General features: G+C 36.4%; 18 protein-coding genes. All 18 read right to left on the reverse strand.

The annotated features are described in order from the left end of the window. Positions 1-51: 51 nt before the first annotated feature. Entirely contained in the window at positions 52-1,617 is a 1,566-nt protein-coding gene (locus NST00_RS10950) for a FapA family protein (RefSeq protein ID WP_340709963.1), read from the reverse strand. Positions 1,618-1,779: 162 nt separating this feature from the next. After that, positions 1,780-2,571, reverse strand: a complete 792-nt coding sequence (spo0A, locus tag NST00_RS10955) for a sporulation transcription factor Spo0A (RefSeq protein ID WP_016837760.1) — start codon at positions 2,569-2,571, stop codon at positions 1,780-1,782. 264 nt (positions 2,572-2,835) lie between these two features. Beyond that, positions 2,836-3,792: a SpoIVB peptidase S55 domain-containing protein gene (locus NST00_RS10960; RefSeq protein ID WP_168412230.1), complete on the reverse strand. Its 957-nt coding sequence runs from the start codon at positions 3,790-3,792 to the stop codon at positions 2,836-2,838. Positions 3,793-3,937: 145 nt separating this feature from the next. Beyond that, positions 3,938-5,656, reverse strand: a complete 1,719-nt coding sequence (gene recN, locus NST00_RS10965; protein WP_340709964.1) for a DNA repair protein RecN — start codon at positions 5,654-5,656, stop codon at positions 3,938-3,940. A gap of 15 nt (positions 5,657-5,671) precedes the next feature. After that, positions 5,672-6,121, reverse strand: a complete 450-nt coding sequence (ahrC, locus tag NST00_RS10970; RefSeq protein WP_016837756.1) for a transcriptional regulator AhrC/ArgR — start codon at positions 6,119-6,121, stop codon at positions 5,672-5,674. Between the two features lie 107 nt (positions 6,122-6,228). Continuing rightward, positions 6,229-7,047: a TlyA family RNA methyltransferase gene (locus tag NST00_RS10975; RefSeq protein ID WP_340709965.1), complete on the reverse strand. Its 819-nt coding sequence runs from the start codon at positions 7,045-7,047 to the stop codon at positions 6,229-6,231. Next, positions 7,044-8,945: a 1-deoxy-D-xylulose-5-phosphate synthase gene (dxs, locus tag NST00_RS10980; protein ID WP_016837754.1), complete on the reverse strand. Its 1,902-nt coding sequence runs from the start codon at positions 8,943-8,945 to the stop codon at positions 7,044-7,046. The genes NST00_RS10975 and dxs overlap by 4 nt, the downstream gene beginning before the upstream one ends. Before the next feature lie 92 nt (positions 8,946-9,037). Continuing rightward, on the reverse strand, positions 9,038-9,922 hold the full coding sequence (locus NST00_RS10985; protein ID WP_016837753.1) for a polyprenyl synthetase family protein: 885 nt from the start codon (positions 9,920-9,922) through the stop codon (positions 9,038-9,040). Between the two features lie 4 nt (positions 9,923-9,926). Then, entirely contained in the window at positions 9,927-10,154 is a 228-nt protein-coding gene (locus tag NST00_RS10990) for an exodeoxyribonuclease VII small subunit (RefSeq protein WP_016837752.1), read from the reverse strand. Next, positions 10,147-11,502, reverse strand: coding sequence for an exodeoxyribonuclease VII large subunit (xseA, locus tag NST00_RS10995; protein WP_016837751.1), 1,356 nt, complete (start codon positions 11,500-11,502; stop codon positions 10,147-10,149). Before xseA ends, NST00_RS10990 begins: the two co-directional genes overlap by 8 nt. 109 nt (positions 11,503-11,611) lie before the next feature. Then, a complete protein-coding gene (gene folD, locus NST00_RS11000) occupies positions 11,612-12,466 on the reverse strand; it encodes a bifunctional methylenetetrahydrofolate dehydrogenase/methenyltetrahydrofolate cyclohydrolase FolD (protein WP_016837750.1) in 855 nt (284 codons plus the stop codon). 56 nt (positions 12,467-12,522) lie between these two features. Continuing rightward, on the reverse strand, positions 12,523-12,906 hold the full coding sequence (nusB, locus tag NST00_RS11005; RefSeq protein ID WP_016837749.1) for a transcription antitermination factor NusB: 384 nt from the start codon (positions 12,904-12,906) through the stop codon (positions 12,523-12,525). A 204-nt stretch (positions 12,907-13,110) separates the two neighbouring features. Then, the gene (locus NST00_RS11010; RefSeq protein WP_016837748.1) at positions 13,111-13,245 is read right to left on the reverse strand and encodes a YfhE family protein; all 135 of its coding nucleotides are present in this window, start codon (positions 13,243-13,245) and stop codon (positions 13,111-13,113) included. A gap of 73 nt (positions 13,246-13,318) precedes the next feature. Beyond that, positions 13,319-14,809, reverse strand: a complete 1,491-nt coding sequence (gene glpK, locus NST00_RS11015; protein ID WP_026019025.1) for a glycerol kinase GlpK — start codon at positions 14,807-14,809, stop codon at positions 13,319-13,321. A gap of 174 nt (positions 14,810-14,983) precedes the next feature. Beyond that, positions 14,984-15,397, reverse strand: a complete 414-nt coding sequence (locus tag NST00_RS11020; RefSeq protein ID WP_016837746.1) for an Asp23/Gls24 family envelope stress response protein — start codon at positions 15,395-15,397, stop codon at positions 14,984-14,986. A 124-nt stretch (positions 15,398-15,521) separates the two neighbouring features. Next, positions 15,522-16,508: an LLM class flavin-dependent oxidoreductase gene (locus tag NST00_RS11025; RefSeq protein ID WP_016837745.1), complete on the reverse strand. Its 987-nt coding sequence runs from the start codon at positions 16,506-16,508 to the stop codon at positions 15,522-15,524. Positions 16,509-16,635: 127 nt separating this feature from the next. Continuing rightward, a complete protein-coding gene (gene accC / locus NST00_RS11030; RefSeq protein ID WP_016837744.1) occupies positions 16,636-18,012 on the reverse strand; it encodes an acetyl-CoA carboxylase biotin carboxylase subunit in 1,377 nt (458 codons plus the stop codon). 12 nt (positions 18,013-18,024) lie between these two features. Further along, entirely contained in the window at positions 18,025-18,558 is a 534-nt protein-coding gene (accB, locus tag NST00_RS11035; RefSeq protein WP_016837743.1) for an acetyl-CoA carboxylase biotin carboxyl carrier protein, read from the reverse strand. Positions 18,559-18,761 lie beyond the last annotated feature (203 nt).

Here is an 18,761-nt window from a genome sequence, read left to right on the forward strand (position 1 = left end):
TATATAAATAAAGCGTTCAATGAGAGACAAGTCCCTCCACTGAACGCTTTTTTATATATTTAATTCGCCAAATTCCAGTAAAAATTTCCCTTTTGTTGTCTTCGTTATTAAGGACGATTGTTTCCCTATTTGGATATAAGTACCAGGATACGCTTCTTTTTTAACAATGATTTCCTCTTTGCCGATGGATTTTATCGCTGCAATCATCTCTTGAATTTCATTGTCCAATTCAATTACTTGCTGCTTCTTATCTTCCAATACTTCTTTCATTTCTTTATAAACCTTCGCTTGAGCAGGTGTTAGCCGATTTTTTAATGCTGCTAGTTTCTCTATCTTTTCAGATAATTTCTCCATTTCTTCTTGTGTCGACTTTAATAATGCTGCTTTTTCTTGAATAATCTTGTAACCTTCTTGCCGATTCACTGATTGGATAATTAATTCCGTCCGCCTTTCCATCCGGTTACCCGATATAGCGGTCACAATAGTGTTTCGCGCAATTGCCTTGCCACCAATAATTTTTCCTTTCCGCTCATCCACTAAAATCGAATCAGCTTGCAATGAGGAGTTTAAAGAATAAAACCCGATGACAATATTTTTTTTCGCATATAAATTTGCTTCATTGACATGTTTTACGTAAATGTTGCCACCAGCTTTTACAGTTGTTTGACCTAATCCAAATATACCACCTTTTATGTAAATATCTCCTTCTCTAGATTGGATTAATTTCGCACCTGTAACACCTTCTGTACCCTCAATGGAAATATCACCCGTTGCAATGACACTAAAACCTTTTTGAACAGTTCCACTAATGCTAATTGAACCATCAAATTCAAGATTTCCTGTCTCTAACCCAACATCTCCATCGATTGGCAAATGATTATTAATCATTAATAATCCTTGTCTTTCCTCTACAACGCCTTTATTTAATGCCCGAATGACAATTTTTCCATCCTCTTCTACTTCATATGCAGATTTACGATCATACTTTAATGGTATATCTTTACCTGGAGGAGCTGGAATTTCTTCTCCGTAAACATTTTTTCCATTTATACCAGGTTGGGCGGGGATTTTCTCTCCTAACCAGTCATTTTCATTGATTTCAAATATAAAATTCATATCAAAATAATCAGCTTTTCCATCTTCCCTTATGACAGGTTTTCTCTCCGGAATCTTTATGTATGTAACCTGTGCATCTTCACCTTTAATTGGTTCCGTTCCTTCAGCAATTACAATTGGTTTCCCGATAGTAATCGATTCTAGATTAAGCTCTTTTATTCCATGGACAATCTGTCTTTGAGTCAATATGTCATTTAGTTCTTTTTGAAATTGACTTGGATTTTCCAAAATGGTTGATTCATAAACAATAAGATGGGCTGTCATCTTATCTTTTGATACTTCAATTTCCATTGGAGGGAACCAGTAACCAATTTCGACAGGATTCGATGCTTCTTCTTGTAGAGATTTTTTTAAATTCGAAAAATTTGACAGTTTCATTCGAGTAAGAGAGCCTAATATTTCATCGAATTGTTTAATTGGAAAACCCTTTTTATAGTTTTGAATATAAACTTTACCATTTTCTTCGATTAACTCAAAATAATCATTGGAAAATATACGCACATATGCTCACCTCTTGTACTATAATATAATTTTTTTATTTAAAGTGTAATACCTTTTATAAAATTAATACGATAAAATAATAAAAAGTCACCTCAATAAAGAGGTGACAATTGGACGGAAAAGCTATTGTTAATAATAATATGACAATGACAGAAAATACGATTATGAAGCCACTAGTTCAATACGAATTTTATCAGCAATCATGGCAATAAACTCGCTGTTTGTAGGTTTTGATTTTAAATGATGGACTGTATATCCAAACATTTGAGAGATGGATTCATAATTTCCACGGTTCCATGCAACTTCAATGGCATGACGGATTGCTCTTTCAACACGAGAAGGAGTTGTACCAAATTTCTTTGCAATTTCCGGATATAAAATTTTTGTAACAGAACCTAACAATTCAATATCGTGATATACCATTTGAATAGCTTCACGTAAATATGCATAGCCTTTGATATGCGCAGGTACGCCAATTTCCTTAATAATTGATGTAATCGTAGTATCCAATTGTCTCTGATTCACTTTTCCATTTGGTTCAGGCTGTAACACACTTTGTCTCTTGACAGTTTCACGCTTTTGGCCTGCGCAATGCAAAATTTTCTGAACGAGCTGATCAAACTCAAAAGGCTTTAACATAAAATAGGAAGCCCCGTATGTAACAGCCTGTTTCATTACATCTTCTTGTCCAAATGCCGTCAACATAATGACTTGAGTATCGCGAAAACGATCATTTTTATACATTTCTTGAAGAACGCCTAAACCATCTAAATGGGGCATAATAATGTCCAACAACAAAATGTCTGGGTTATATTCTTCTAACATATTTAGACACAATTTACCGTTTGAAGCAGTTGCAACTATTTCAATGTCTGGATGATTTTCAAAGTATTGTTCCATTGTTCTCACTAAATCTCGGTTATCATCGGCGATTGCAACTCTAATTTTCGTCATGTAAAATCCCCCTTATAGCCTTCTCCCTAATATTGCATTTTTAATACTTATATGTCATAGTTTCGGTTTACTTGACACTATTCTTTTCGACATTTTATCGGAAAAACCTTTATCGAATATAAAAATGAGAAGGTAGTCGTAATCTTTCTGTATATTTTGACAAAAATCACCATTTATTTCTAATTGCATTTTTTCGTCATACAATGTTTTTAATTTGATTATCAAAAAAAGACTATACCAAAATGTTGGCATAGTCTTTTCAGCTTAATTTGGCTTCTTTTTTAACATCTCTGATAAGGTTATAGCTGCACCCCGAGCTGGTTGTTCGACAAACATATGTGTTACAGCACCAACAAATTTACCATTTTGCAAAATGGGACTTCCGCTCATCCCTTGTAATATGCCACCTGTTTTGGATAAAAGATTTTGATCGGTTATTTCAAATTGTAAATAATTATCTTCAATCTTCACAATTTCAATTGTAAAGGATTCAACTTTTGAACCTTCAATAGCTGTAAGAAGTTCTGCTTTTCCTAATTGAATTTCATCATCATGCATAATCTCAATAGGCTTACGCATTATTTCTTTTACATCTAATTCCCAATTACCAAAAATACCATATATATCATTGGATGAAATATTTCCTAAACGTATATCGTCATGATTAATGACAGAAATTTTATAACCAGGATTTCCAGGGCTCGATTTTTTTATTTGCTCAATAGACGCTAAAAAAATAGAACCATCTGTAAATTCAGGTGGTTTATTTAATACACCGTCGATGATTTGATGACCTAATGCACCGTATTCTTTCGATTCAGGATCAATAAAGGTTAATGTACCGATGCCATCCGTTTCATCTTTTAGAAAGGGAAGTATATTATTTGCTTGATCGTTCGTTAGCGTAATGGTTCTTGTATGATTGGTCGATTGTTTAATGGTAAGGCTTATTTCCGAATCAGTCATGGATTCCTTCAACATCTCGATGGATTGTATTGGCTTTCCGTTGACTTCTTTTATAATATCACCTTTTTTTAACCATTGTCCATTTGGTAATAATACATCATGAGCTACATATATAAATGGTAATTCTAACTGTATCCCTATCGATTCACCCATCGGAATTAGCTTTTTTGCTTCGGCTGCTGCTGAAGGTGACAAAAGTGCAAGTGCGATGGTGAGCACAAGATAAGTCAACAGATTACGCAAATGGCATTTCATAGTCCACCTCCTCAAATTGTTTGTAACATTACTATGTGTAACTGTTCTTTTAATAATGTGAGGTAAATATTTGTCGCTTAGGTACTTTCAAAATTAGTAAAAGTAGATTTTGTAATATAAGGAGTCATCAAATGATGACTCCTCCTTATTGCATCGAGGTAGAACTTTTTAATTGTTCTTTGATTTCATTTTTCTTTATAAGTGCCAATTGCAATAATTCTCGCGCATGTTGCAACGTTAATTCTGTAATTTCAGTTCCACTCATCATGCGACTAATTTCTTCTACTCGTGTATCATTTTCAATTACTTGAACTGTCGTAAAAGTACGGTTTTGTTCAACTTGTTTTGATATTAAGTAATGCTGATCTGCCATTGCTGCAACTTGAGGCAAATGAGAAATGCATAATACTTGTGAATTGAATGAAATATTGGCGATTTTTTCAGCAATTGCCTGTGCAACGCGGCCGCTTACACCTGTATCCACTTCATCAAAAATGATGGATGTAATTTGAGATTTCGATGAAAAAATGGTTTTTAATGCAAGCATTATTCTCGATAATTCTCCACCGGATGCAATTTTTGGCAAAGATTTAGGAGGTTCTCCTACATTGGTGGATATATAGAATGATATATAGTCTTTCCCATTTATGTCGAAATTATTTAAACGCTCAAACTGAACGATAAATTTCGCTTTTTCCATATGTAAATCACGAAGCTCATTCATTATGGCTTCACTCAATATACCTGCACATTTTTTTCGAACTTTCGTTAATTCATCACACAATTGGTCTAATTCAGATTCCATTTTTCTTAAATCTTGTTCTTTTTGTTGAATAGCTTCATCTCGATTTAATAGTGTGTTTAGTTCTTCTTTAATTTTTTCATAATATGTAATAATCTCTTTTATGGTACTTCCATATTTTCGTTTCATCATTTGATATTGTGCAAGCCGTGATTCTATTTCATTTAATCGTTCAGGGTCAAATTCAAGTTCATCAATGATATTTTTGATTTGATATGATGCATCTTGCAACGCATAGAATGAAGATGATACAGCTTCAAAGGAATCATGAAATTGCTCATCTAATGAAACGATATCTTCCAAAGCGCTCATCGCTTCTCCAATACAATCTAGTCCTTTTAATTCTCCAGAAATTGCATCGTATGCATGAATGGCTCGTTCATAAATCTTATGAAAATTTTGCAATCGTTTCCGTTCTTCAAGTAAAGCCTCTTCTTCTTTTTCTGATAATTTTGCATCTTCTAGCTCTTGAATTTGGAATTGATACAAATCAATACGTTGAGCTGTCTGTTGTTCATCGATATTGATGGCATCGACTTCTTTTTTTAATAGACGATATTCATGATAGAGGCGATGATATTTGTCTTTGATTGGCTGGATTTGTTTTTCCGCAAATTGATCAAGTAAATCGATATGGCACTTCTCATCCATTAATTCTTGGCTTTCATGTTGTCCATGAATATCCACTAACGTGGAGCCGATATCACGTAAAATTGATAATGTAACAAGTTTTCCATTAACTCGACATACGCTTTTTCCGTTTTCATTAATATCTCTCCGTAATATAATGGTACCTTCTTCATGGTCTATACCGGCATCAGATAATTTTTCAAAAACAGGATGATTGTCAGAAACGAAAAACAGTCCTGTTAATTCCGCTTTTTTTGCACCGTGTCGCACAAATTCTTGACTTGCTCGTCCACCAGCTAACAAATGAACAGCATCGATAATGATGGACTTTCCGGCTCCTGTTTCACCTGTTAGAACGGTTAATCCATCATTAAAGTAAACGGTTAATTCGTCGATTATGGCGAAATTACGTATATTCAGCTCTTTCAGCAAACTGACCACCTCATATTATATTAAATCTAAAATGCGTTGCTGTATGATTTCCCTCTGCCCTTCATCTCGTACAATGATGAGAATCGTATCATCACCGGATAATGTACCTAATACTTCCGGCCATTCTAGATGGTCAATCAAAACTGCAACAGCATTTCCGTTTCCTGGAAGTGTTTTCAACATTAAAAAATGAGCGACGCCATCAATGCTGACAAAAGAATCGGTTAAAGCCCTTTGCAATTTTTGCAATGGATTAAACCGTTGATCTGCCGGTAAACTGTATTTGTATCGCCCATCAGGAAGTGGTACTTTCACTAAATGTAATTCCTTAATATCTCTTGAAACCGTTGCTTGTGTAACATTAAAACCTGCTTCTTTTAAAGCAGAAACTAGTTCATCTTGCGTTTCAATTTCATTGTTAGCAATAATTTCACGAATTTTCATATGCCTTTGACCTTTACTCATAAATAGCACCTCTTAATGTATATAAATGTATATTTATACTATCATTATAAGTTCTTATTCAGCAAGTAAAAATAGGGAATGACGATTGCCATTCCCTAGCATACAACTTAATTTAATTCTTGGTGAGCTAATTCAACAACTTTTTGAAAATCAGTGAATGCCGAAACATGTTGTCCTTCTGATGCTTTTTGTAAATGGAATAAAAATTCAATATTCCCTTCCCCTCCCGTAATTGGAGAGTAGGTAGCATTTTTTACTACAAAACCAACATCTGTCGCCATTTTTGCAGTGTTTTCCAACACTTCTAAATGGGTTTTGGGATCACGAACAATGCCCTTTTTCCCCACTTTTTCTTTACCAGCTTCAAATTGTGGTTTAACAAGTGCCACTACATCACCGTTCGGAAGTAAAATGTTGTGCAAGACTGGTAAAATAAGCGATAAAGAAATAAAGGAAACATCAATCGTCGCAAAATCTGGTAATCCCTTTGTAAAATCTTCCGGCTTTGAATAGCGAAAATTTGTTTTTTCCATTACCGTGACGCGTTCATCTGTTCTTAATTTCCAAGCTAATTGGTTGGATCCTACATCTAAGGCATAACAATGTTTAGCGCCGTTCTGAAGAGCACAATCAGTAAATCCCCCAGTAGATGAACCAATATCTAGCATTAATTTTCCTTCCACGGACAAATCGAATTCTTGTAAAGCTTTTTCTAATTTTAAACCGCCGCGACTGACGTATTTTAATTGTTCACCTTTTACTTCCAACGGCGCATCATTCGAGATTTTTTCTCCCGGCTTATCAATTCGCACTTCTTTTGAAAAAACAATGCCCGCCATGATTGCTCTTTTTGCTTTTTCCCGGGTTTCACATAATCCCCTCTGTACGAGAAGAACATCTACCCGTTCTTTCGGAGATTTCGTCATACGGTATTTTTACCTAACGATTTTTTAATTAAGGATTCAATGCGAGCAATTGTTTCTTCTTTTGTAATGTGCAATTCTTCCAATAATAAATCGACACTGCCATGGTCCACAAAACGATCTGGAATCCCCATTCGTTCTATTTCAACTTGGTTGTATTTATTATCGCTGGCAAACTCTAAAATGGCACTGCCAAATCCACCTTTTAATACGCCTTCTTCAATCGTTAATATCGGCATATTTTTCCCCATGATGTCATGAAGCATGTTGTCATCAAGTGGTTTGATAAATCGAGCATTCACTACTTTCACATGTATATTACGACTAGCTAGCTCATCTGCAGCTTCTAAAGCCATCGAAATAGTCGTACCGAACGTTAAAATGGCTGCATCTCGACCTTCTCTCAGCACTTCCCAAGAACCAATTGGAATCGTTTTTAGCTCCTCATCAAGGGGAACGCCTACCCCATTGCCGCGGGGATAACGGAGAGCGATTGGTCCTTCATTATATTCAATAGCAGTTTTGACCATATGTTGCCCTTCGTTTTCATCTTTCGGCATCATGATTACGATATTTGGGATATGGCGTAAAAAGGCAATATCAAAAACACCTTGATGGGTATCGCCATCTGCACCGACAAGTCCCGCACGATCAATGCCAATGAAAACATTTAAATTTTGGCGAGCGATATCATGCAGTACTTGATCATATGCTCGCTGTAAAAATGTCGAGTAAATTGCTAAAAATGGCTTCATATTTTGTGTCGCTAATCCCGCAGCCATTGTCGTTGCATGCTGTTCTGCAATTCCAACATCGAAGAATCGATCTGGAAAATCTTTTTGAATACCTTCCATTTTCGAACCTACTGGCATTGCAGGTGTGATCGCTACAATACGTTTATCTTCTTTCATTAATTTTCGAACGGTTTCCGAAACTAAACTAGACCAAGAAGGGCCTTTGGCATTATTTTTGACGAAGGCTCCTGTTTCAATTTTATAAGGTCCTGTACCGTGCCAAGTACCAACTTTATCTTCCTCAGCCGGCTTATATCCTTTTCCTTTTTTTGTCACTACATGAACAAGAACCGGTCGATCTTCTACTTTTTTGGCATATTCTAACGTTTTTTCTAAAGCATCGAAATCGTGGCCGTCAATCGGACCTAAATATTTAAAGCCCATTTCCTCAAAAAACACTCCGGAAACAACAAGATACTTTAAACTGTCCTTCACACGATCAGCCGCATGAGCAAGTTTTCCACCAAATACAGGCACTCGCTTCATCAAAGATTCTAATTCTTCTTTCGCCTTAGAATATTCCTTAGCAGTTCTTAATCGGCCTAAAATATTGTGCAATGCACCGACATTTGGCGCGATGGACATTTCGTTGTCATTTAAAATGACAATCATTCTTCTTCGATCGTGCCCAATATGATTCAATGCTTCTAGTGCCATTCCACCAGTTAAAGCCCCATCGCCAATAATCGGAACAATATAATTGTTTTCCTTCTTTATATCTCTCGCAACGGCCATTCCCATTGCTGCTGATAATGAAGTTGAACTGTGACCCGTTTCCCATTCATCGTGCTTGCTTTCTGCTCGTTTTGGAAAACCACTTAACCCTTTATATTGACGTAATGTGTCAAATTCTCTTGCTCGTCCTGTCAAGATTTTGTGTACGTATGCTTGGTGACCTACATCCCATAGAAACTTGTCAAAAGGGCTATTAAAGGCTCTATGCAATGCAATAGTTAATTCAACTACCCCTAAATTTGGTCCGATATGTCCACCTGTAATTGAGCATTTTTCTATTAGAAAATCTCGAATGTCTTGAGCAAGTTCCTCTAATTGTTGCTTATTTAACTTTTTTAAAAAGGATGGACCAGTAATTGTCGTTAAATCCATCTCTCACACACCTTTTCATCAGTTTATTCACATCGAAGTTTTAACCATTATATCAAGCTAATATCAATGGCAAAAGCGATTTATTTTATCTATTAATTATTTCTGGATATGATATAGTTCGCAAATTCTCTTAATAATGTCGTGTCTTCCGATAAATTATCCAACGCGTTCAGAGCGTATTGATAATGTTCATTTAATTTTTGTTTTGCACCATCCAGTGTGAGTAGTGCAGGATAAGTACTTTTATTGCTCTCTTCGTCCTTTCCAGCTGTCTTTCCTAACTGTTCTGATGTGCCTTCCACATCTAAAATATCATCTTGTATTTGAAATGCGAGGCCAATATGTCGTGCATATTCTATTAACGCTTTTCGAGCTTCCATTGTTGCATCGGATAATACTGCACCCGCTTCAATGCTAAAACGAAGAATTGCTCCTGTCTTATTTAAATGGACTTGTTCCAGTTCCGATAAATTCAATTGACGGTTTTCACCATCTAAATCTAGAACTTGTCCCCCAACCATGCCTTCCGCACCGCTAGCAACACTTAATAAGTTGATTAATTCAACCTTTTTATCAGCAGAAATATTTTCCATTCGCGCTAAAACACCAAAAGCCAATGTATTTAAAGCATCTCCGGCAAGGGTAGCCATCGCCTCTCCGAATACAACATGATTCGTCGGTTTACCGCGTCTTAAATCATCGTTATCCATACTAGGTAGATCATCATGGATGAGGGAATATGTATGAATCATTTCAACCGCAGCACCAACAGTATAAACTTCTTTTTGTTTATAGTTAAACATTTCGGAAACGGCAACGACAAACAATGGACGAATTCTTTTTCCTCCTGCCCTTAACGAGTATAACATAGATTCTTTTAATGTATGCGGTGCAACTAATCGTTCCACTTGGTATTCAAGTTCACGGTTAATATAGTCAAGATGTTCATTTATAAATAGCTTTAAACGATTATTCATTGTATTATTCCTCTCCATTTGTTGGTTCGAAAGGCTTCTTCTCGCCATTTTCATTGACAATTGAAATCAATTGTTCTTCAGCATTTCTTAGCTTTTCGTGGCAGTATTTTGACAACTCCATACCCTTTTTATATAAGTCAATGGCTTCTTCTAGTGGAACATCTCCCTGTTCTAATTTACGAACAATCTCCTCTAATTCCGTCATTGCATCGGCAAATGTTTGTTTAGTCATCTTTTTCACCAACTTTTTCTTGAATTTCTATTACCTTTGCATGCACGATTCCATCCTGAAGATGGATCGAAAGGTCATCTTGTTTTTCTAATTGAGAGATCGATTTAACGACCTTTTCATCTTTATATGTAACGCTAAATCCTCTTTCCATAATTGTCAAAGGATTTAATGCTTGAAGGGTGCGAATCGTGTAATGGAAATTCTCTTTTTTTCGATTTAACGCTTGAAAAGCAGTTCTTGTCAACAAGTACGAAATTTGTTCTAATTGTTTCTTATAATAGACAATTGCATTTTGTGGTGAATGAATTTTTAACGTACCATCGAGTTGAGATAATTCATTTTTCTTTTTCATCAGGAACATTTGACTGGCTCGTTGTAAATTTATATCCGCTTGAATCAATCTTTCTGTAAAAGGCCGATACAACCGTTCAGGTTGAGATAAAGGATACGATTGTTGCAATTTATTAAGACGATTTCTTTCATAAATCAACTTGCTTCTTACGATTTGATGCATTTGGGATTGAAAAGCTAATATTCGTTGATATAGTTCCTGAATGTTCGGTACAGCTAGCTCTGCAGCGGCAGTCGGTGTTGGTGCACGGAGATCTGCAACGAAATCTGCAATCGTCGTATCTGTTTCATGACCCACTGCACTAATAATTGGTATACGACTCTCAAAAATCGCTCTTGCAACAATTTCCTCGTTAAAGGCCCATAAATCTTCAATGGATCCTCCCCCTCGACCTACAATCAGTACGTCAGCAAATCCTTGTTCGTTCGCCAATTGAATATTTTTCGCTATAGATTGTGCCGCACCATTTCCTTGGACAAGGGTAGGATAGATGATTATTTCTGCAAGTGGATATCTTCTATTAATGGTTGTGCAAATATCGCGAATTGCTGCACCTGTTGTTGCTGTACATACACCGATTACTTTTGGAAATTTTGGAATTGGTTGTTTAAAGTTTGGATTAAATAATCCTTCTTTATGTAATTTTTCTTTTAATTGATTAAAAGCGATAAAAAGACTTCCGATACCATCCGGTTCCATCGATAGTACATATAATTGATATGAACCTTGAGCTTCGTAAACATTAACATCTCCACGTATAAAAACTTGCATGCCATCTTCAGGTTTGAATTTTAATTGGCTTGCATGTGTCCGGAACATCAGTGCATTAATTCGAGCGGCATCATCTTTTAAAGTGAAATAAATATGCCCAGAAGTATGTATTTTTACGTTGGATAGTTCACCTTTCACATAAACTTCTCGTAAGTGTGGATCCGCATCAAATTTTCTTTTAATATATTTTGTTAAAGCTTTCACTGTTAAATAAGAAGATGGCATCGTGTGTAACTCCCCTTTTGCAAGCCTGTTATAGTACAAAAATTGTAACCATTAGAAAAGCTGTTTTCCAAGAAAAACAGCTTTCTCTTTCATTGTACAATTTTTATCGTTATTTGTCGCCTAATGTTTTTTCTGCCGATTTAACTGTATTATACAGCAACATCGTAATCGTCATTGGCCCCACTCCACCTGGTACAGGGGTAATATATGAAGAGATTGGTTCCACTTCTTCATAGTTTACATCGCCAACTAACTTGTTGTTTTCAACTCGGTTGATACCTACGTCTATAACGACAGCACCTTCTTTAACATGTTCACGCGTAATGAAATTCGGACGGCCTACAGCGGCAATTAAAATATCCGCTTGCTTCGTAATAGAAGGTAAGTCTTTAGTTTTTGAATGGGTATATGTAACTGTTGCATCTTTTTGCAGTAACAGTTGGCCCATTGGTTTACCAACGATATGGCTACGACCCACTACAACTGCATGTTTTCCTGCGATTTCGATGCCAGAGTACTCTAATAATTTCATAACGCCAAATGGAGTACATGGTAAGAATGTATCTTGCCCCAACATCATTTTACCAACGCTAACTGGTGAAAAACCATCGACATCTTTATCTGGTGAAATTGCGGCGATCACCTTATCTTCATTAATGTGTTTTGGCAATGGCAATTGTACTAAAATACCATGAATCTCTTTTCGTTCATTTAACGTGTGAATTTGCTCTAATAACTCTTCTTCACTTGTATTTTCAGGTAATTTAATCACTTCTGAATAAATGCCAATCGCTTCACATGAACGATGCTTATTTCGTACATACGTTTGAGATGCTGGATCTTCACCTACTAAAATAACAGCTAAACCTGGTGTTACTCCCATTTCCTTTAATTCTTTCACTTTTTCTGCAATTGACTCGCGGATTTGTTGCCCTATTGCTTTTCCATCAATAATTTGAGCCATGATTCTTCCTCCCAGTGCTTTCTCTAATTTCATGGAACTTTTAAAAATGAATGTTCTTACTGTTCAACAAACTTAGAAAGTACTCCATTGACAAATTTGCTAGATTTGTCATCTCCAAAAGTTTTTGCTAATTCGATTGCTTCATCCAACACGACTGCTGAAGGTGTCTCATCCATATAAAGTAATTCATATAAGGCTAATCGCAAAATAGTTCGTTCTATTTTAGGCAAACGATATAACGACCAATTCTCTAATTTTTCTTCAAGTTGATGATCAATTTCTTGTAGTTTTTTAGTTACACCATATACTAACGTTTTAAAAAAAGGATTCATTTCATTGTCTTCTATAATATGACTAATTGCCTCTTCTAGCGTTAAATCGGTATTTTCTAACTGAAATAAAACTTGTAACGCTTTTTCACGAATCTCGTGCCGTTTCATAATTTAACTCCTTCATTTCTAACATTCGTACCTATTATAACTATTGTTTGCAAAAAATACATTAGCAAATCACAATTTGATAAAAATACAACAATTTCTATTATAACATTACTTTTTCATGTTAAAGAAATAAAAAATTTTTATGGCGTACATGAAATGTAAAAAGCTCCATCAGCAATTCGACTAATGGAGCTTTAAAATTCTTTACATATTCATTTTGTTGTTGATGTTTTTTTCTGTTTCTTTCGCCTGCTTAAAATCTTTCTTGTAATGAACTTCTTGCGCTTTTGTTAATTTGTTGTTTTTCTCGGATAATTTTTCGTGGATTGGCTTTTTCATTTTCTCTCTCTCCTTTCTCACTTATACTTCGTTAATTTAAACGTTTGGAGGAGAGATATTCTTTTACCATCTTTTATTTGAAATATCTTGCCGCATTGACAGCCTTTTTCCAACCTTGATACAGTTTCTCTCTTTTTTCTGAACTCATATTTGGTTCAAATCTTCTTTCAAGATTCCAATATTGTGCAATCTCATCTTGATTTTTCCAAAAACCAACTGCCATTCCAGCAAGATAAGCAGCACCCAACGCCGTTGTTTCATTCACAGAAGGACGCTCAACCGGTACGTTTAATAAATCGGATTGAAACTGCATCAATAAATTGTTTTTCACAACGCCCCCATCTACCCGTAAAGACTTTAATGGAATTTCTGAATCCGATTCCATCGCACTACACACATCTTTCGTTTGATAGGCTAATGATTCCAAGGTTGCTCGAATGAAATGCTCCTTCGTCGTTCCTCGCGTTAAACCGAATATAGCGCCTCTTACATCGCTATCCCAATATGGTGTTCCAAGCCCAACAAAAGCAGGTACTACGTAAACCCCTTCTGTTGAATCAACTCTTTCTGCATAACGTTCGCTTTCACTGGAATGTTGAAACATGCGAAGTCCATCCCTTAACCACTGGATGGCAGAACCAGCTACAAAAATGCTACCTTCTAATGCATATTCCACTCTTCCATCGATTCCCCAAGCGATTGTTGTAAGTAGTCCATGTTTTGATTGTACAGCTTTTTCACCGGTATTCATCAACATAAAGCAGCCGGTACCGTATGTATTTTTCACCATACCTGGAGTGAAACATGCTTGACCGAATAAAGCTGCTTGTTGGTCACCAGCTATGCCACTAATCGGTACCTCAACTCCAAAAAAGTTCTTTTTTGAAACATATCCATAAACTTCTGAAGATGGACGAACTTCCGGCAGCATTGTACGAGGCACGTTTAATATTTCGAGCAACTCTTCATCCCATTTTAAATCATAAATGTTATACATTAAAGTTCTAGAAGCATTGGAATAATCCGTCACATGTACAGATCCTTCTGTTAATTTCCAGATAATCCACGTATCAATTGTCCCGAATAGTAAGTCTCCTTTTTCAGCTTTTTCTCTTGTCCCTTCCACATGATCTAAAATCCATTTCACTTTCGTTCCTGAAAAGTAAGGGTCAATTAATAATCCTGTTTTATTTCGAAATAATTCGTTATAGCCTTTTTCATTCAACTCGTCGCAAATTTCTGCAGTTTGTCTTGATTGCCATACAATGGCATTATAGACCGGATTCCCGCTGTTTTTATCCCAAACAACCGTCGTTTCCCGTTGATTTGTAATGCCAATTGACGCAATTTGCTCTGGTTGTATATTTTTTTCAGATAAAACTGACGCAATTACCGATAAAACCGAACTCCATATTTCATTCGCATCGTGTTCGACCCAGCCTGGTTTAGGAAAATATTGATTGAATTCTTTTTGAGCAATATGAACAACTTCTCCATGTTTATTGAACAAAATTGCTCGTGTACTAGTCGTTCCTTGATCTAGAGATAAAATATATTGTTCCACATCCTTCACTCCTTCCACATTCCACCCATTGAATAATTTATTCTTGATGGATAGTAAAAATCCTTTGATTTCCATGAATTTCGATAACACATTTCAGAAAAATTGTTAAATAAAAAACATCAAAGGACAACTTTGACAGTCATCCATTTGATGTTAATAAATGTTTATATAATTCTAAATGGAAATCTCCTCTTCGGCATTCGTTTCAAATTGAATTGCGGTAATGTGAACATTTACTTCGCTCGTCTCAATGGATGTCATGTTATAAATGGCTTGGCGAATGGCTGTTTGAATGTCTTTAGCTACTTTAGGAATTGAATTTCCGTATTTTATTGAACAATATACGTCAATCAGTATTTCACCATCTTCGCTGATTGTTGCTTTAACCCCTTTTGAATGTACTTTTTTCCCAAATCGTTCAGCGACTCCAGATGCAAAATTACCGCGAGTAGATGCAACACCTTCTACTTCATTCGTTGCAATCCCCGCAATCACTTCAATGACTTCTGGGGCAACCTCAATTTTCCCAAGTTCTTCTTTGCCGGAAGGAGCAGGTTGTATAAATGCTTTTGCAGACTTTTCAGCCATCTTCTTCATCCTCTCTTTTCTTTGCAAAACTGTTTATCACAGTTCTCAAATTGCACCGATTAATTATTATTATACAAAATTTTCTTCATCCCCTGTACTAAAACAAAGAATTTCACGAAATATTCTAAGCCTGTTCTTTGAAACTTTGTGCAAGCAATTCAAAGGATCTTCTTCTTTTCTCTTGATCGTAAATCGGACCATTTACCATGATTTCATCGACTGCTCTTCTCTGAGCAATAAATTCCATGATTTGTTTATAAACAGTTTCTTTGGATCCCGCAAAAGTATACTTTAATGTGTGTAAAATTTGCTTTTTCTCTTCTTCGTTCCATAATTCATCCATGTTTGTAGGTGCAGGTGTTTTTCCACGCTTTCCTCGAATCATCCCTAAAAATTGTTGGTATAATGAGCTTGCTAAAAATTCTCCTTCTTCATCAGTATCAGCAACAAAAGCATTAATGCTGACCATCGTATAAGGAGCATCTAAAAATTGTGAAGGTCTAAAATTCCGGTGATATGTATCGATTGCATCGTCTAATAAATCCGGAGCAAAGTGACTTGCAAAAGCAAAAGGTAATCCTAAAACGCCTGCGAGTCTTGCGCTATATAAACTGGACCCTAAAAGCCATATCGGAATATTTAAGCCTTTTCCAGGCACTGCAATAACCGCACGGTGTTCATCATCAAAATAGCTCATCAATTCATCCACTAATTCATCAAATTGATATGCTCCTGCCTCATCTCTTCTTAACGCTCTCGCCGTTAACATATCCGTTCCAGGTGCTCGCCCTAGTCCTAAATCGATTCTTCCCGGAAACATGGACTCTAATGTTCCAAACTGTTCAGCAATGACGAGCGGTGCGTGGTTTGGAAGCATGATTCCTCCTGCCCCTACACGAATTTTATTCGTTGCTCCTGCTAAATAACAAATGAGAACAGCAGTTGCTGAACTTGCAATTCCTTCCATATTATGATGCTCAGCTACCCAATATCGATGATAGCCACATTTTTCTGCAAGTTGAATTAATGCGCGACTATGAAGAAAAGCATCCGCTGGAGTTTCACCTTCTAATACAGGTGCTAAATCAAGGACTGATAATTTCGGTAACATTATTTCACTCCCTTTCTCGTTAAACTTAGTATAGCGCTTTGTTAAGGAAAAAGCATAAAACACGCTTCTGAGAAAGTGGTTATTAAATAAAAAAAGAGCCTTCAAATTGAAGGCTCCGTAAGTTCAGTTAGTTTTTCACAGTTTCTTTTTTTGTATTTAATACATCATTTTCTTCAAGGAATTTTGTATTGAATTTCCCTGATTTAAACACTTCGTTGTTCATTAAAGCATGGTGGAATGGTATCGTTGTATGAATACCAGGCCCTTCAACAACAAATTCGCTCAATGCACGATTCATACGAGCGATTGCTTCTTCGCGTGTATCCGCATGTACAATTAATTTTGCAACCATTGAATCGTAGTATGGCGGAATTGTGTATCCAGGATATACTGCAGAGTCAATCCGTACTCCAGGACCACCAGGTGTAATATATGTTTCAACTGTACCAGCAGCTGGCATGAAGTTTTTGTATGCATTTTCCGCATTGATGCGGCACTCAATAGCCCAGCCTTTTAATTGAATATCTTCTTGTGTCAATGTTAATTTTTCGCCGGAAGCGATTTTGAGCTGTTGCTGAACTAAATCGACGCCAGTAACCATTTCTGTTACAGGGTGTTCTACTTGAATACGAGTATTCATTTCCATGAAGTAGAACTTGTCCTCATTATAATCATAAATAAATTCGATTGTACCAGCACCTTCATAGCCACAAGCTTTTGCTGCCTTTACAGCAGCTTCCCCCATCTCTGCACGTCTTTCTGGAGATAATGCAGGAGATGGTGCTTCCTCAACTAATTTTTGCATGCGTCGTTGTACTGTACAGTCACGTTCGCCAAGATGGATCACATTTCCATATGCATCTGCTAATACTTGGATTTCACAGTGACGGAAGAATTCGATGTATTTTTCTAAATATACACCAGGATTACCGAATGCTGCTTGAGCTTCTTTTTGAGTAATTTCAATACCTTTTACTAACTCTTCTTCTGTACGAGCAACTCGGATTCCTTTACCACCGCCACCAGCAGTCGCTTTAATAATGACTGGATAGCCAATTTCAGCTGCCCATTTTTTACCTGTTTCAATATCAGGAACAATGCCTGTACCAGGTACTAAAGGTACTCCTGCTTCTTCCATTGTCGCACGGGCAACGTCTTTCATCCCCATGATGCGAATGGATTTGGAAGAAGGACCAATGAATTTAATGCCAGCATTTTCACATGCTTCAGCAAAATCTGCATTTTCTGCTAGGAATCCATAACCTGGATGTATCCCATCGGCACCCGTTTTCTCTGCAACGCTTAACACGGCTGGAAAACTTAAATAGGAATCTTTTGATAGTTTTGGACCGATGCAATATGCTTCATCAGCAAGTTTTACATGTAAGCTATCACGATCCGCTTCAGAATATACTGCAACCGTTTGAATTCCTAATTCTTTACAAGCACGAATAATACGAACCGCAATTTCTCCGCGGTTGGCAATTAATACTTTTTTTAACATTTTGGTCACCTCTTATTCAGTAGGTTTCACTAGGAATAGTGGTTGACCGAATTCTACTAGCTGTTCATTTTTCACTAGTACTTCAACAATTTCACCTTTAACTTCTGCTTCGATTTCGTTAAATAATTTCATTGCTTCAACGATACATACAATTGTATCAGGTTCCACTTTATCCCCTACTTTAACGTAAGGAGGTGAATCAGGTGATGGTGCTGCATAGAATGTTCCTACCATCGGTGAAGTGATTTTATGTAATGTAGGATCATCTAAATTTACAGGTTTTGCTTCAGAAGTACTTGCTGCAGGTGCTGCGCTTTCAGCTTGTGGTTTTACTTCTTCAACTTTTACTTCTTCTTTTGGTTGTGCTTGTACTTGTGGTTGAGCTTGTTGTACAACAGTTTGTACCTTAGGTGCTACCACTTCTGTTACAACACCTTGATTTTTCTTTAATTTAATTTTTGCACCATCTACTTCATATAAGAATTCGTCAAGAGATGATGAATCAACTAGTTTAATAATCTCACGAAGTTCTTGTACTTTAAACAATGTAGACACCCCTTCTTTTTATTCAATACAATAATCATTTTATATCCTTTCAACAGATTTTGAAACAATATTTTTTAATTTTCTATAAAATGAGCAAATCAAAACCACCCGTGTGAACGGGTGGTTTGTTCTGCGGCTAGAAGCCTTTATTACTGGCCAACCCCTAAAGGGGCATCGAATGGTTCGCCAACTGCACTACTTTT

Source organism: Ureibacillus sp. FSL K6-0165, assembly GCF_038004285.1.
Classification (GTDB): domain Bacteria; phylum Bacillota; class Bacilli; order Bacillales_A; family Planococcaceae; genus Ureibacillus; species Ureibacillus thermosphaericus.